The following is a 15240-nucleotide window of genomic DNA, read 5'->3' as shown; positions in this document are numbered from 1 at the left end:
GAAAACGTGGCTAAAAAATCAATGATCGTTAAACAACAACGAACGCAAAAATTTAAAGTGCAAGAATATACACGTTGTGAGCGCTGTGGGCGTCCACACTCAGTATATCGCAAATTTAAACTTTGCCGTATTTGTTTCCGTGAACTTGCATATAAGGGACAAATTCCTGGCGTTAAAAAGGCCAGCTGGTAATCCCCTAAATTGGGAAGGAGGTAAATTTTCATGACAATGACTGATCCGATTGCAGATATGCTGACTCGCATTCGTAATGCGAACATGGTTCGTCACGAGAAGTTAGAGGTTCCTGCTTCTAACGTAAAGAAAGAGATCGCTGAAATTTTAAAGCGTGAAGGTTTCGTACGTGACGTAGAATATGTAGAAGACAACAAGCAAGGTATCATCCGTATTTTCTTAAAATATGGTAAAGATAACGAGCGCGTAATTACTGGTCTTAAACGTATCTCTAAACCAGGTCTACGTGTATATGCTAAAACTAACGAAGTACCTAAAGTATTAAACGGTCTTGGTATCGCTTTAGTATCAACTTCACAAGGTCTATTAACTGACAAAGAAGCGCGCGCTAAACAAGCAGGCGGCGAAATCTTAGCATACATTTGGTAATAAGTAAGAAAAGAACGGAGGTGCAACATAAATGTCTCGCGTAGGTAAAAAAATTATTGAAGTACCAGCTAACGTAACAATTGAATTCAAACCTGAAAACGTTGTTACAGTAAAAGGTCCAAAAGGTGAATTAACTGATCAATTCCACCAAGATATGAAGATCGTACAAGAAGGCAACACACTTACAGTTGTTCGTCCTTCTGACTCTAAAGAACACCGTACTAACCACGGTACAACTCGTGCGTTATTAGCTAACATGGTAACAGGTGTTTCTGAAGGTTTCTCACGCTCTCTAGAACTTATCGGTGTAGGTTACCGTGCACAATTACAAGGCAATAAACTTGTATTGAACGTTGGTTACTCTCATCCAGTAGAGTTTACACCTGAACAAGGTTTAGAGGTTGAAGTTCCTTCAAACACAAAAGTTATCATTAAAGGTATCTCTAAAGAGCGTGTTGGTGCTTTAGCATCTAACATCCGCCAAGTGCGTCCACCAGAGCCGTATAAAGGTAAAGGTATTCGTTACGAAGGTGAATTCGTTCGCCGCAAAGAAGGTAAAACAGGTAAATAATGCAGCCTAATACTGCATTAATCTAGAAAGGAGTGACCTCTGTGATTACGAAACAAGACAAAAATCAAGTTCGTAAAAAACGTCATGGGCGTGTTCGTTCTAAAATTTCGGGTACTGCACAACGTCCTCGTTTAAACGTATTCCGTTCTAATAAGAACATTTATGCACAACTAATCGATGATGTAGCTGGCGTAACTTTAGTTTCTGCAAACACTCAAGAAAAAGCTTTCGAAGGTGCTGCTGCAAACGTAGAAGCTGCTGCTAAAATCGGTGAAACAATCGCTAAACGCGCTGCTGAAAAAAATATTACTAACGTGGTATTTGACCGTAGCGGTTACTTATATCATGGACGTGTAAAAGCTTTAGCTGAAGCTGCACGTGAGAACGGCTTAGAATTTTAAGAAGAAGGAGGGACATACTTCATGAGTCGCATTGACGCAAACAATTTTGAACTTGAAGAACGCGTAGTTACAATTAACCGTGTTGCTAAAGTTGTTAAAGGTGGTCGTCGCTTCCGCTTCACTGCATTAGTTGTAGTTGGAGATAAAAACGGTCATGTAGGTTTCGGTACTGGTAAAGCCCAAGAGGTTCCAGATGCGATCCGTAAAGCTGTTGAAGACGCGAAGAAAAACTTAATCGAAGTACCACGCGTGGGTGGAACTACTCCACACTTAGTGCAAGGTCGCTTCGGTGCAGGTTCAATCTTAATTAAACCTGCAGCTCCTGGTACAGGAGTTATCGCTGGTGGTCCAGTACGTGCTGTACTTGAACTTGCTGGTATTACTGATATTCTTTCAAAATCTCTTGGTTCAAACACACCAATTAACATGGTGCGTGCAACTGTAGCAGGTTTAACTGAATTAAAACGCGCAGAGGACGTTGCAAAACTTCGCGGTAAATCAGTGGAAGAGTTATTAGGATAAGGGGGGGAATTATAATGGCTAAATTACAAATCACCCTTATTAAGTCTGTAATTGGTTCTAAACCGGGTCAACGTAAAACTGTTGAAGCTTTAGGCCTACGCAAAACTAACCAAACTGTTGAACACGCTGACAACGCAGCTATTCGCGGAATGTTAACAAAAGTAGCTCACTTAGTTACAGTTAAAGAAATTTAATTTCAATTATATGAACAAGGAGGTGCCACCCAAATGAAACTTCATGAGTTAAAACCAGCAGAAGGTTCACGTAAAGTACGTAACCGCGTTGGTCGTGGTATCGGTTCTGGTAACGGTAAAACTTCTGGTAAAGGTCATAAAGGACAAAACTCTCGATCTGGCGGCGGCGTTCGCCCAGGATTTGAGGGCGGTCAAAACCCACTTTTCCGTCGTTTACCTAAACGAGGCTTTACGAATATTAACCGTAAAGAATACGCGATCGTTAACCTTGATGCGTTAAACCGTTTTGAAGATGGTGCAGAAGTAACACCTGCATTATTATTAGAAATTGGTGTCGTGAGTAATGAAAAAGCTGGAATTAAAATTCTAGGTCATGGTACGTTAAACGTTAAGCTTAACGTCAAAGCTCACAAATTCTCTGCTTCAGCTAAAGAAGCAATCGAGAATGCTGGCGGAACAACTGAGGTGATTTAATGTTTCAGACGATCTCTAACTTTATGCGCGTTCGAGATATACGAAATAAGATCATCTTTACTTTATTAATGTTAATCGTTTTCCGTATCGGGACATTTATCCCGGTACCAAACGTTAACGCAGATGTATTAAAGGCGACTGATGAGTTTAACTTAGTAGGTTTCCTTAATACGTTTGGCGGGGGTGCTTTGGCAAACTTCTCAATCTTTGCGATGGGGATTATGCCTTACATCACAGCCTCAATTATTGTTCAGTTACTACAAATGGATGTAGTACCGAAGTTCGCAGAATGGGCGAAACAAGGTGATGTAGGCCGACGTAAGTTAGCTCAATTCACACGTTATTTCACAATTGCACTAGCATTTATTCAATCTTTCGCAATGTCGTTCGGGTTTAACCAGTTCTACGGTGGATCATTGATTTTAGATACGAGTGTTCAATCGTACTTAACAATTTCGATTGTTCTTACAGGTGGTACAGCATTCCTATTGTGGCTATCTGAACAAATTACTGCTTATGGTGTTGGTAATGGTATTTCAATTATTATCTTCGCTGGTATCGTAGCTGCGTTACCTAACTCAGTAAACCAAATTTATGCACAACAAATTCAAGGTGCAGGAGATCAACTTTTCATTAAGATTGTTATCCTAACACTATTAGTTTTAGTGCTACTTGCTGTTGTAGTTGGTGTTATTTACGTTCAACAAGCGTTGCGTAAAATTCCAATTCAATATGCAAAACGAGTTGCTGGTAATTCGCCTAAAGTGGGCGCACAACAAACGCACTTACCGTTAAAAGTAAATGCTGCAGGGGTTATTCCGGTAATCTTCGCAGTAGCGTTCATTGTAACTCCTCAAACTTTAGCGACATTCTTCGGTGATAACAAAGTAACTGCATTCATTACAAACACTTTTGATTATTCAAAACCTGTTGGGATGATCATTTACATTGCGTTAATCGTGGCATTCACATATTTCTATGCATTCATTCAAGTGAATCCAGAAAATGTGGCCGACAACTTGAAAAAGCAGGGTGCTTATATTCCGGGCATTCGTCCAGGTAATGACACACAAGCTTACTTAACAAAAGTTCTTTATCGTTTGACATTTGTTGGTGCGCTATTCCTTGTCGCAATTTCAGTCATGCCAATTCTCTTCATTAACTTTATGAACCTGCCTGCTTCGGCTCAAATCGGGGGAACAAGTTTAATAATCGTAGTTGGTGTTGCACTTGAAACGATGAAACAATTAGAGTCTCAACTCGTTAAGCGTCATTATAAGGGCTTTATGAAATAAAGCAGGTTTAGGAAACATCAAAGTTTCCTGAGCCAGCGCTATTTTAAAGGGGAGCATTCGTATGAATATCGTTTTAATGGGTCTTCCTGGTGCTGGTAAAGGTACTCAGGCTGACAAAATTGTTGAGAAGTACGCAATCCCTCATATTTCTACAGGTGACATGTTCCGTGCTGCCATTAAAGAAGGTACAGAACTAGGTTTACAAGCAAAATCGTTTATGGATCAAGGAGCATTAGTTCCGGATGAAGTAACGATTGGTATTGTTCGAGAGCGTCTTGCACAAGCAGATTGCGAAAAAGGATTCTTATTAGATGGATTCCCACGTACAGTTCCTCAAGCTGAAGCTTTAGATAGCATCCTTGAAGAGTTAGGTCGTCCAGTTGAGCATACGATTAATGTTCAAGTCGAAAAAGATGAATTGATTGCACGCTTAAGCGGCCGTCGTATTTGTAAAACTTGTGGCACATCTTACCACTTAATTTTCAATCCTTCAAAAGAGGAAGGGAAATGTGATAAAGATGGCGGCGAATTATACACACGTGCGGATGACAATCCAGAAACAGTTGCAAACCGTCTGGAAGTAAATATGAACCAAGCACAACCTTTACTTGATTTTTATCAAGCAAAGGATGTACTGACAAACATTAATGGACAGCAAGAAATTTCAAAAGTATTTGCTGAACTTGATGCTCTATTACAGGGCAGCCGCAGCTGATACCCGTCCGGGCGCTAGACAGCTTCCGCGGGAGGCGTGCGGAGGCAACAACGAAACATAATTTTTTGAGAGTTGCAAAAGCATATTATGCCCGGTATATACTGTAAGGATTGAGCACATTTATCGTGTGATGAGATCTATTTAAGGTATAATGGGTTTCGTGGAAGCATCTGTGTAACGGGTATGAATCTCTCATCCAAGACATTCCGGCTATCGTGTTAACATAAGGGATACAGTTCCTTTATAGGGTACTGTACATTCCATGGATTGTGTGAAGCGAAACCAGACAAGCGTCTTATTGAACATCTCTCATGCAATCCAGAACATATGTTGAAACGAGTTGCTTCTTTAATAGGAGAAAACAGTTGCAAGAGCTCGCTTGAGTTTTTTGATATTTGCATATAGAAGGGAGACGAGAAGATGGCGAAAGACGATGTTATTGAAGTCGAAGGAACAGTTGTTGAGACTTTGCCAAACGCGATGTTTAAGGTAGAATTAGAAAATGGGCACACTGTGCTCGCACACGTATCTGGAAAGATTCGTATGCACTTTATCCGTATCCTACCTGGAGATAAGGTTACTATTGAGTTATCTCCATATGATTTAACTCGCGGTCGTATCACATACCGTTTTAAATAATCTTTTGCACTCCGGACTACTAAGGAGGTTAGGTTAGATGAAAGTGAGACCATCTGTGAAACCGATCTGCGAAAAATGTAAAGTAATTCGCCGACGCGGTAAAGTAATGGTAATCTGTGAAAATCCTAAACACAAACAAAAACAAGGGTAATTAAACAAGGAGGTGCACAACGTATATGGCACGTATTGCTGGTGTTGACATTCCTCGCGACAAACGCGTGGTAATTTCATTAACATACATTTTCGGTATTGGTAAAACGACTTCTCAAAAAGTATTAGCTGCAGCAGGTATCGACGAAAGTACTCGCGTTAAAGACTTAACAGAAGATCAATTAAACCAAATTCGTGAACAATTAGACTCATACAAAACTGAAGGTGATTTACGTCGTGAAGTTTCTTTAAACATCAAACGTTTAATGGAAATTGCTTCATTACGTGGTATCCGTCACCGTCGTGGTTTACCTGTTCGTGGTCAAAATACGAAGAACAACGCTCGTACGCGTAAAGGTCCTCGTAAAACTGTAGCGAACAAGAAAAAATAATTAAGTAAAGGAGGTTCCTTCTTAACATGGCTCGTAAACAACAAACTCGTAAACGTCGTGTGAAAAAGAATATCGAAGCTGGTATCGCTCACATCCGTTCTACATTTAACAATACAATCGTAACAATTACTGATATGCAAGGTAATGCTTTATCTTGGTCTTCAGCTGGTGCATTAGGTTTCCGTGGTTCACGTAAATCAACACCATTCGCAGCTCAAATGGCTGCTGAGACAGCTGCAAAAACGTCAATTGAACATGGTATCAAAACTTTAGAAGTTACTGTTAAAGGTCCTGGTTCAGGTCGTGAAGCTGCAATCCGTGCACTTCAAGCTGCTGGTTTAGACGTAACTGCTATTAAAGACGTTACTCCAGTTCCTCATAACGGTTGCCGTCCGCCAAAACGTCGTCGTGTATAATGGTTGCAGCTTAGAAGTTTAATTTCTGAGTACATCATTTTACTTTGTGCAATAGTCTTGTGCATATATAATGTCTATCTAAGATCGACAACTATGATGGTATGAACCTATACATTAGATGTTTTGAAGGAGGGTAAATTGGAATGATCGAAATTGAAAAACCAAAGATTGAAACAGTGGAGATCAGCGAAGCTGCCAAATATGGCAAGTTTGTTGTAGAACCGCTAGAACGCGGATATGGAAACACTTTGGGTAATTCTTTACGTCGTATCCTTCTGTCTTCATTACCTGGAGCTGCTGTAACGTCAATTCAAATTGACGGCGTACTACACGAATTCTCTACTGTAGAAGGCGTTGTAGAAGATGTTGCTTCAATTATCTTACACGTTAAAAAGCTAGCTTTAAAAATCTACTCTGACGAAGAAAAAGTCATTGAGATTGATGTGAAAGGTGACGGAACGGTTACTGCTGCTGACATTACACATGACAGTGATGTAGAAATTTTAAATCCAGATCTATATATTGCAACAATCGCTAAAAACGGTCATTTACGTATGCGTATGTACGCACAACGAGGCCGTGGTTACACTCCTGCTGATCAAAACAAACGTGAGGATCTTCCTATCGGCGTGATCCCGATCGACTCTATTTACACTCCAGTTTCACGCGTCAACTTCCAAGTTGAAAACACTCGTGTTGGGCAAAACTCTGACTACGATAAGTTATCACTTGATGTTTGGACAGATGGTAGCATCGGTCCAAAAGAAGCGATTTCACTTGGAGCTAAAATTTTAACAGAGCATTTAAATATCTTTGTGGGCATGACGAACGAAGCACAAACTGCTGAAATCATGGTCGAAAAAGAAGAAGATCAAAAAGAAAAAGTATTAGAGATGACTATCGAAGAGCTTGATCTTTCTGTTCGTTCTTATAACTGTTTAAAACGCGCTGGTATCAATACGGTATTAGAATTAGCGAATAAATCAGAAGACGATATGATGAAAGTACGTAACTTAGGGCGTAAGTCTTTAGAAGAAGTTAAAGCGAAGTTAGAAGAGCTTGGTTTAGGATTACGTAATGAAGACTAAGCGAAAACTTAAATATTAAGCTAGATCAGATATAAATAAAGGAGGGAAACGTCCATGGGTTACAGAAAACTTGGTCGTACAAGTTCTCAACGTAAAGCATTATTACGTGACTTAGCTACTGACTTAATCATCAACGAGCGTATCGAAACTACTGAAGCTCGCGCTAAAGAAACACGTAAAGCTGTTGAAAAAATGATTACTTTAGGTAAACGCGGTGATTTACATGCACGTCGTCAAGCGGCAGCATTCATCCGTCGTGAGTTAGTAACAGTTGGCGAAGGCGAAGAAGCAAACACTGTTTTCGCACTTCAAAAACTATTTGACGATATTGCACCACGTTATGCAGAGCGTCAAGGTGGTTACACTCGTATTCTTAAAGTAGGTCCTCGTCGTGGTGACGGCGCACCTGTAGTAGTTATCGAATTAGTTTAATTCTAACGAAATGGTGAAGAGGGGTGTCCGGTTCACCGGTTGAACCCGCACCCCTCTTTTGTTTTATCTTTAAATTGGATTTATACGACAATAATTAAGCTGAGCGTTATGATGAGCGGGGCAATTTTGCTGGCGACTCGTTTAGCTCTCCGCACCTCATTCATTGGATGATTAGGCTTGAGCACCTAATCACCCTGAAAATGTTACGACAAGCGCATTTCTGTGAATGAGGTGCGCGCTTTTTTATTTAACACTGTAAGAAAGTGTAAATTACTTATGGGGTTTTGATTTGAGCATCAAAATTCTCCATATACATATGCAAACATAAAGTACGTTTAATGGAGGGCATGTTGTCTTACTATTGCAAAACGTGCTTTATTTTTATATAGGTATACGTTATTTCCTGGGAAAAGGTAGCATCTATTTCTTAAAACGTGTAACGTATTAGTAGAGCAGAGTGAAGAGAGGAGTTGAGCAATCATGTCTGAAATTTTATCGTTTAATCATATAACATTTTCCTATACACCGGAAAATCCAGAAGCAAGAAAAGCAGTTCAAGATGTATCCTTTTCGGTAGACAAAGGAGAGTGGATTGCGATTGTTGGACATAATGGCTCCGGCAAATCAACAATGGCTAAATTAATGAGTGGCTTGTTATTTCCAGAGCAAGGAGAAGTACGGATTAAACGAGATGTATTAACTGAGGAAAACTTATGGGAAATACGTTCTCAAATTGGTATGGTTTTTCAAAACCCAGACAATCAATTTGTAGGGGCAACGGTTCAAGATGATGTTGCGTTTTCTTTAGAAAATAATGGCGTTCCATATGAGGAAATGGTCATTCGGGTAAATGAAGCGTTAGAGCAGGTAAAAATGGCAGGCTTTATTAACCATGAGCCACATCACTTGTCAGGTGGGCAAAAACAGCGTGTTGCGATTGCTGGAGCGCTTGCGATGCATCCACAAATTTTAATATTAGATGAAGCGACTTCCATGCTTGATCCACAAGGGCGAGAAGAAGTTTTAAAAACGGTACAAGCATTGCGTGAAAAAATTGGTTTAACGGTTTTATCGATTACGCATGATTTAGAAGAAGCACTATTAGCTGACCGCATTATTTTTATGAATGATGGAAAGAAATATGCAGAAGGTACACCGGCAGAAATATTCGCGCTTGGTGAACAACTCGTTGATTTTGGACTGGATTTACCATTTGCAACAAAGATGACAAAACTTTTACAAGCACAAGGTGTGCAGCTTGTAGGACAACATATGACAGAAGAAGAGCTGGTGAATGATTTATGGACATCAAACTTCAACAAGTAAGCTATGCCTATTCAAAAGGTACACCATTTGAAAAGTACGCATTGCATGATGTAGAATTAACGATTTCGAGTGGGACATATGAAGCAATCATTGGTCACACAGGTTCAGGGAAGTCGACAATTTTGCAACATTTTAACGGACTTTTAAAGCCGTCTAGTGGTACGGTTCATATTGGTGAACGTGTAATTGAAGCGGGGAAAAAAGCAAAAGAATTAAAACCTGTTCGTCAAAAAGTAGGCATTGTTTTTCAATTTCCAGAGCATCAATTATTTGAAGAAACGGTGCTGAAAGATATTATGTTTGGACCGATGAATTTTGGCGTCTCTGAAAAAGATGCGGAAAAGCGGGCACGTGAATTAATTTCACTCGTTGGTTTGCCGGATAATATTTTAGAAAAATCGCCATTTGATTTATCTGGAGGTCAAATGCGTCGTGTTGCGATTGCGGGCGTACTGGCGATGGAGCCAGAAGTGATTGTATTAGATGAGCCGACTGCCGGACTTGATCCAAGAGGGCAAAAGGAAATTATGGACTTATTTTATACGTTACACAAGGAAAAAGGGCTTACGACAATTCTTGTCACGCATAGTATGGAAGATGCGGCACGTTATGCGGACCGAATCGCTATTATGCATGAAGGGAAATGTGTGTTAACGGGTGAGCCTCGTGCATTATTTGCGGATAGCGAAACATTGGCGAAATACCGTTTAGAACCACCACGTGTCGTACGTTTCCAGCATAAAGTAGAGCAGATGATTGGTAAGAAGCTATCAAAAGTGTGCTTAACTGAAGAAGAGCTAGCCGTAGAATTGGGGCAAGCGATTCGAGAGGGGCGTGCTGAGCAATGATGGAGAAAATGATCTTTGGTCGTTACATACCTGGTAACTCCTTTGTACATCAACTAGATCCACGTTCAAAATTAGTTTTTGTGTTTGCTTTTATCGTCATCGTTTTTTTAGCAAATAACATTGTAACATATGCGATTTTATTAGCATTTACGTTGTTCGTTATTTTAATGTCTCGTATTCGCTTATATTTTTTAGTGAATGGCTTAAAACCCGTTATCTTTTTAATGGCGTTTACATTTATATTGCATATTTTGATGAACAAAGAAGGCGCAGTGTTACTTGATTTAGGTTTTATGAAAATTCATGAAGAAGGATTAAAGCAAGGTATCTTTATTTCGATGCGATTTTTAGTGCTTGTGTTTATGACATCGATTTTAACATTGACAACATCACCGATTTCGATAACGGATGGGTTAGAAACATTATTAAATCCGTTGAAGAAAATCAAGTTACCTGTACATGAACTGGCACTTATGATGTCAATTTCTTTACGTTTTATTCCTACATTAATGGATGAAACAGATAAAATTATGAAGGCGCAGATGGCACGTGGCTCAGACCTAAGTGCAGGGCCGCTTAAAGATCGTTTAAAGGCGGTTGTTCCGTTACTCGTGCCGTTATTTGTGAGTGCTTTTAAACGTGCGGAAGATTTAGCCACAGCAATGGAAGTACGTGGCTATCGCGGTGGTGAAGGACGTACAAGATATCGTCAGCTAAAATGGGATTTAAAAGATACTGTGAGCTTAGTATTGCTTTTAGCAGTCGCTGCTACGTTGTGGCTGTTACGCAACTAAAGGAGTAAGGAAATGACGAGAATAAAAGCGATTATTAGTTATGATGGGACGCAATTTGCAGGCTATCAAGTACAGCCAGGAAAGCGTACCGTACAACTTGAAATTGAAAAAGTGCTAGCCAAAATGCATAAGGGCGCAGATGTAAAGATTACAGCAAGTGGACGAACAGATGCGCGTGTCCATGCAACAGGGCAGACGATTCATTTTGATACGTCATTGGATATTCCCTCTGCTAGCTACATGAAAGCGTTAAATGTGCAGTTACCGCGTGATATTCGTGTACTTCAGCTTGAACAAGTAGCGGATGATTTCCATGCACGCTTTGATGCGGTAGGAAAGCGTTACCGGTATATTTGGGATTGTCGTACAGTTCAAAGTCCGTTTCGTCGTCACTATGCAGTGGAGACAAATGGAGTGAAGCCAAATGTTATGGCGATGAGTGATGCAGCAAGGGCGATTGTCGGGCAACATGATTTTAGCTGTTTTTGCGCGGCTAATACGAGTGTAGTGGATAAAGTACGTACAGTAAGTGCTCTCGATTTCGAATGGCGTCAAGATGAGCTTCATATGACCATTACAGGAGATGGATTCCTTTATAATATGGTACGCATTATTGCGGGGACATTGTGGGAAGTCGGTATAGATAGACGGGAAAGTGCATCCGTTGCTCAAACGGTTGCCTCACAAGATCGAAATCAAGCAGGCAAAACAGCACCAGCGCATGGCTTGTATTTAGAAGAAGTTTTTTATAGCAAAAAGTAATTTTTTTATAGTAAAAAGGCAATTATTTTTGGTGAATTTAATTGAAAAACCCATTCTAAAAGGGTTTAACAACCTCTCCAGGTGTTCAATTAAAATTCTTGACTTATAACGCAATACATTATATGATGATGTATGGTATTTTCATTACCACCACAAAATAAGCCCCGAAACTTATAAGTGTATAATAATGAAAAATAACGGTAATCAATATCGATTAGGAGGATACAAATATGCGCACAACATTCATGGCTAAAGGTCACGAAGTAGAACGCAAATGGTTAGTAGTTGACGCAGAAGGCCAAACGTTAGGTCGTTTAGCTTCTGAAGTAGCTGCTATCTTACGCGGTAAACATAAACCAACTTTCACACCAAACGTTGATACAGGTGATCACGTAATCATCATCAACGCTGAGAAAATTGAGTTAACTGGTAACAAATTACAAGGTAAAATTTACTACCGTCACACTCAATTCACTGGTGGTTTAAAACAACGTACAGCTGGTGAAATGAAAGAAAAATACCCAACTCAAATGCTTGAGTTAGCGATTAAAGGGATGCTTCCAAAGAACTCTTTAGGTCGTCAAATGTTCTCTAAACTTAACGTTTACACAGGTTCAGAGCACCCACACGCAGCACAAAAACCAGAAGCTTACGAGCTACGCGGTTAATATACAATAATAGGAGGAAATAACCTTGGCACAAGTTCAATACATCGGCACAGGTCGCCGTAAAAGTTCTACAGCTCGCGTACGTTTAGTACCAGGCGAAGGCAAAATCGTAATCAACAACCGTGATGTTGCTGATTACCTACCATACGAAACTTTATTATTAATCATCAACCAACCATTAGAAGCTACTGAAACTAAAGGTTCTTATGATGTACACGTTAACGTAAACGGTGGTGGATTCACAGGTCAAGCTGGTGCAATCCGTCACGGTATCGCTCGTGCATTATTACAAGTTGATCCTGATTTCCGTTCAGCGCTTAAATCTGCGGGTCTATTAACTCGTGATTCACGCATGAAAGAACGTAAAAAACCAGGTCTACGCGGCGCTCGTCGTGCACCTCAGTTCTCAAAACGATAATCTTTCCGATTATACTCTTTTGCGAATTGCAAAACCCTTTCTTGGAATTTTTCCGAGAAAGGGTTTTTTGGTGCTATTATTCATTCGCAAAGCCATCTTTTGCGTCGAGAGCACCTTTTAATTTTGTCAGTGCCAAGCGCTTGCCCTGTATCCAAGCTTCAAAATCGATGAGTACGGGTAATGTGTCGCCACCAAGTGCAAAAATGGCCTTGCGCTCGCTTGGTATATAGCCAGCCGTATGCAGTGTACCGTCCCAAGCGCCATACTTTGTTGCAAAAACTCCACGCTCTACCCCGTTCAATAATTCAAATGCCTCTTTTATAGACAGTGTCTGTTGTTGTGCATCTGAAATCACTTGTTCGCGTGCAAGTGAATCTTCCATTCGATAGCGATTTTCTTCCGTTAAAATATTGAAATGATTGGTACATGCTGTCGCTTCACGTACTGAAATTTGACGCGGTGATGCCTCTACAATTTTAGAATTTCTTTCAGCATCCAGCAGCACATAATTAAAAGAATGTTTGTGCGGAATATCACGGAGTAACTGAATGGCCTCATCAGTATTTTGACAACGTTCAAGTAAGAGGCGACCAATCATATTACATACAAAACCATCGCGGTTATTTCTAGTATTTACAAAATTATAGCCAATAGCTAGCCCCTTTTCGTTTAAGCCATCCATTCGTCCAGTAACTTGCATGGAAGGTCCCATGGAGGAAAATCCACTATCTGTTGGTGAAAATAACACGAAGCGACCATCATACGTATCAGGTGCATTGTCGTAATTTCGAATCATGTAGCTTGGACGTGTTGTAATCGAGCAACCACTTTTTGGGCTAGCGTAATAGCCTGCAAAATGAAGAAATGCCTTTTCCATTGTAAAACTTAGCGTCTGTGCAAGTCCCTCAATTTCATTGATTAGATGGGGGGCATACGTATTTAATAACTGCGTAATAAACGGTACATCAACTGTAAATTTTTGCGTGAAACGATGGTACATTGCTTCTTGATTGCGCATAAGTGGTGAATTTTTTAAAAGTTCTCCTTGATACATACCAAAATCAAAATGTGTACCTTTGAATTGAATGACGTCGCTATATACTTTTTTCATAATGAACTCCTTTACCTAACAGTTGCTATCATCGTATCGATGTTTTTGCTATAAACATAATAAAAAGCACTTTCATTATGAATGTGCTTTCAAAAGGTTACATAATAAAGTTAATCTTCAACTTCACCAAGCTCTAATAATCTTTGCCCAATTTGATTAATACTTACATAGCCTTCGCTCATTTCGTGCATGCTCGCTGTATATTCCTCGGTAAATGAAGCGATTTGTTTTGTAGAAGCATTAATATGCTCAATAGAATCCGCAATCGTTAATAATTGGGTTTCGATACTATTAGCGCTATCGGTACTATTGTGCGCCATTTTTTGAATTTCGTTTGCGACAACAGCAAAGCCTCTGCCATGTTCGCCTGAACGAGCTGCTTCAATTGATGCGTTCAATCCTAAAATTTTAGAATGCATCGCAATATCTTTTACAGCCCCAACTATGGAATTAATCTGTTTGATATTGTCATTCATTTGTTCGGCATACTTCGATAATTCTTCGATACGTTTGGAAACATCGGTACTTGCCATCGCCAGTTGCTCTGTCGTCGCAGACATTTCCTGGACAGAGTCAGACAGCTCATTTGCTACGGTGCGCATATTGCTTACACGGCTATTTGAAATAACACCTGTCACAACGCCGACGATTGCTCCGTTATCATATACTGGGACAGAAGAGGCGATGTATGGAAAACCGAATGCTTCCTCGTTACGTTCCTCACGTAAAAACTTTCCGCTCTTCATTGCACGAACGCTTGTCGTAGTGCGGTGTTGGTCAACTGTTTCGCCAAGTGTAATTTTTAAATCCACTATCTTGCCACGTTTATAACCGACAACCTTTTCGGTATCAAAAATCAAAATGCAGGCGTCCTCGGGATAAGTAGATTGATAAAAGTCAATAGATTCAACGATAACCTGTAACTTTTGATTCACTAAAAAAACCCCTTTTTCTCATTATTTATAACTGATGTATTAATATTTAGAAGTTAAAAGTATCACTTCAACTATATAGTAAATAGTTCTAATAAGAAATACCTAGTCAAAACTTCCGAAATAATATAAAGATTAACTAGTAACATTGTATACAAAAGTATACAATAGTATTCAAAATAATAGAGGTGAATCGTATGTATTCTGAAGGTAAAGATAGGCACCAGCGAGAACATGAACAATGTAATAGAGAGGGACGTCGAAAAGGAGCTCAAACATTTCGAAGAGGGCGCGCATTAGAGTTTTATCGACAGTTAGGAACGAAACGCGAAACATTGAAAAAACAATTGGAATCCAAAGAGCTTCAATCGATTCATCCTATAATCGCTGGCGAGCTAAAGGCAACAGAAGCTATTATGGATGAATTTATCGTTACATTTCAATTAACTGAAACAATTGAGGAATAGAGGA

Annotated in this window: 24 protein-coding genes; 22 read left to right on the top strand and 2 right to left on the bottom strand. The window is 39.8% G+C overall.

Annotated features, from left to right (window positions below):
* Positions 1-6: 6 nt before the first annotated feature.
* The 21 genes from rpsN (at position 7) to rpsI (ending at position 12726) form a co-directional block, all read left to right on the top strand.
* A complete protein-coding gene (gene rpsN / locus MHI10_RS20600) occupies positions 7-192 on the top strand; it encodes a 30S ribosomal protein S14 (RefSeq protein WP_008406949.1) in 186 nt (61 codons plus the stop codon).
* A 30-nt stretch (positions 193-222) separates the two neighbouring features.
* Positions 223-621 carry a 30S ribosomal protein S8 gene (rpsH, locus tag MHI10_RS20595; protein ID WP_340788810.1) on the top strand — a complete coding sequence of 133 codons (399 nt, stop codon included), beginning with the start codon at positions 223-225 and terminating at the stop codon, positions 619-621.
* Positions 622-652: 31 nt separating this feature from the next.
* Entirely contained in the window at positions 653-1192 is a 540-nt protein-coding gene (gene rplF / locus MHI10_RS20590; protein ID WP_340788808.1) for a 50S ribosomal protein L6, read from the top strand.
* A gap of 41 nt (positions 1193-1233) precedes the next feature.
* Positions 1234-1593, top strand: a complete 360-nt coding sequence (gene rplR, locus MHI10_RS20585; protein ID WP_340788805.1) for a 50S ribosomal protein L18 — start codon at positions 1234-1236, stop codon at positions 1591-1593.
* A gap of 21 nt (positions 1594-1614) precedes the next feature.
* Positions 1615-2115 carry a 30S ribosomal protein S5 gene (gene rpsE, locus MHI10_RS20580; RefSeq protein WP_340788803.1) on the top strand — a complete coding sequence of 167 codons (501 nt, stop codon included), beginning with the start codon at positions 1615-1617 and terminating at the stop codon, positions 2113-2115.
* A gap of 11 nt (positions 2116-2126) precedes the next feature.
* A complete protein-coding gene (gene rpmD / locus MHI10_RS20575) occupies positions 2127-2309 on the top strand; it encodes a 50S ribosomal protein L30 (RefSeq protein WP_340789307.1) in 183 nt (60 codons plus the stop codon).
* Between the two features lie 33 nt (positions 2310-2342).
* Positions 2343-2783, top strand: coding sequence for a 50S ribosomal protein L15 (gene rplO, locus MHI10_RS20570; RefSeq protein ID WP_340788800.1), 441 nt, complete (start codon positions 2343-2345; stop codon positions 2781-2783).
* A complete protein-coding gene (secY, locus tag MHI10_RS20565; RefSeq protein WP_340788798.1) occupies positions 2783-4078 on the top strand; it encodes a preprotein translocase subunit SecY in 1296 nt (431 codons plus the stop codon). Before rplO ends, secY begins: the two co-directional genes overlap by 1 nt.
* A 61-nt stretch (positions 4079-4139) precedes the next feature.
* Positions 4140-4793, top strand: coding sequence for an adenylate kinase (locus MHI10_RS20560; RefSeq protein WP_340788797.1), 654 nt, complete (start codon positions 4140-4142; stop codon positions 4791-4793).
* A gap of 420 nt (positions 4794-5213) precedes the next feature.
* Complete coding sequence (infA, locus tag MHI10_RS20555; protein WP_016839390.1) at positions 5214-5432, top strand: translation initiation factor IF-1; 219 nt, start codon at positions 5214-5216, stop codon at positions 5430-5432.
* A 37-nt stretch (positions 5433-5469) separates the two neighbouring features.
* Complete coding sequence (gene rpmJ, locus MHI10_RS20550) at positions 5470-5583, top strand: 50S ribosomal protein L36 (RefSeq protein WP_000868344.1); 114 nt, start codon at positions 5470-5472, stop codon at positions 5581-5583.
* 25 nt (positions 5584-5608) lie between these two features.
* A complete protein-coding gene (gene rpsM, locus MHI10_RS20545) occupies positions 5609-5974 on the top strand; it encodes a 30S ribosomal protein S13 (protein ID WP_057986258.1) in 366 nt (121 codons plus the stop codon).
* A gap of 26 nt (positions 5975-6000) precedes the next feature.
* Positions 6001-6390: a 30S ribosomal protein S11 gene (gene rpsK / locus MHI10_RS20540; RefSeq protein ID WP_099425578.1), complete on the top strand. Its 390-nt coding sequence runs from the start codon at positions 6001-6003 to the stop codon at positions 6388-6390.
* A gap of 143 nt (positions 6391-6533) precedes the next feature.
* Positions 6534-7478: a DNA-directed RNA polymerase subunit alpha gene (locus MHI10_RS20535; RefSeq protein ID WP_057986254.1), complete on the top strand. Its 945-nt coding sequence runs from the start codon at positions 6534-6536 to the stop codon at positions 7476-7478.
* 54 nt (positions 7479-7532) lie between these two features.
* Positions 7533-7910 (top strand): 50S ribosomal protein L17, encoded by a 378-nt coding sequence (gene rplQ / locus MHI10_RS20530; protein ID WP_057986252.1) that lies wholly within the window; start codon positions 7533-7535, stop codon positions 7908-7910.
* A gap of 480 nt (positions 7911-8390) precedes the next feature.
* Positions 8391-9236, top strand: coding sequence for an energy-coupling factor ABC transporter ATP-binding protein (locus MHI10_RS20525; protein WP_340788792.1), 846 nt, complete (start codon positions 8391-8393; stop codon positions 9234-9236).
* Entirely contained in the window at positions 9212-10084 is an 873-nt protein-coding gene (locus MHI10_RS20520) for an energy-coupling factor ABC transporter ATP-binding protein (protein ID WP_340788789.1), read from the top strand. Before MHI10_RS20525 ends, MHI10_RS20520 begins: the two co-directional genes overlap by 25 nt.
* Complete coding sequence (locus MHI10_RS20515; RefSeq protein ID WP_340788786.1) at positions 10081-10878, top strand: energy-coupling factor transporter transmembrane component T family protein; 798 nt, start codon at positions 10081-10083, stop codon at positions 10876-10878. Before MHI10_RS20520 ends, MHI10_RS20515 begins: the two co-directional genes overlap by 4 nt.
* Before the next feature lie 12 nt (positions 10879-10890).
* The gene (gene truA / locus MHI10_RS20510) at positions 10891-11640 is read left to right on the top strand and encodes a tRNA pseudouridine(38-40) synthase TruA (RefSeq protein ID WP_340788785.1); all 750 of its coding nucleotides are present in this window, start codon (positions 10891-10893) and stop codon (positions 11638-11640) included.
* 230 nt (positions 11641-11870) lie between these two features.
* Complete coding sequence (rplM, locus tag MHI10_RS20505; RefSeq protein WP_340788784.1) at positions 11871-12308, top strand: 50S ribosomal protein L13; 438 nt, start codon at positions 11871-11873, stop codon at positions 12306-12308.
* A 25-nt stretch (positions 12309-12333) separates the two neighbouring features.
* Positions 12334-12726 (top strand): 30S ribosomal protein S9, encoded by a 393-nt coding sequence (gene rpsI / locus MHI10_RS20500; protein ID WP_340788781.1) that lies wholly within the window; start codon positions 12334-12336, stop codon positions 12724-12726.
* A 76-nt stretch (positions 12727-12802) separates the two neighbouring features.
* Here the strand turns inward: rpsI and MHI10_RS20495 are convergent, their stop codons facing one another.
* Positions 12803-13837 (bottom strand): C45 family peptidase, encoded by a 1035-nt coding sequence (locus MHI10_RS20495; protein WP_340788779.1) that lies wholly within the window; start codon positions 13835-13837, stop codon positions 12803-12805.
* Between the two features lie 110 nt (positions 13838-13947).
* On the bottom strand, positions 13948-14772 hold the full coding sequence (locus MHI10_RS20490) for a methyl-accepting chemotaxis protein (RefSeq protein WP_340788778.1): 825 nt from the start codon (positions 14770-14772) through the stop codon (positions 13948-13950).
* 194 nt (positions 14773-14966) lie between these two features.
* On the opposite strand from MHI10_RS20490, the gene MHI10_RS20485 reads away from it, so the two are divergent.
* Positions 14967-15236: a 2-keto-3-deoxygluconate kinase gene (locus MHI10_RS20485; protein WP_340788776.1), complete on the top strand. Its 270-nt coding sequence runs from the start codon at positions 14967-14969 to the stop codon at positions 15234-15236.
* The last annotated feature ends 4 nt before the right edge of the window (positions 15237-15240 follow it).

The sequence above is a fragment of the Solibacillus sp. FSL K6-1523 genome (genome assembly GCF_038005225.1).
Classification (GTDB): Bacteria; Bacillota; Bacilli; order Bacillales_A; family Planococcaceae; genus Solibacillus.
The sequence above is the reverse complement of the archived record's forward strand: the minus strand, read 5'-3'. Positions and strand labels throughout refer to the sequence as shown.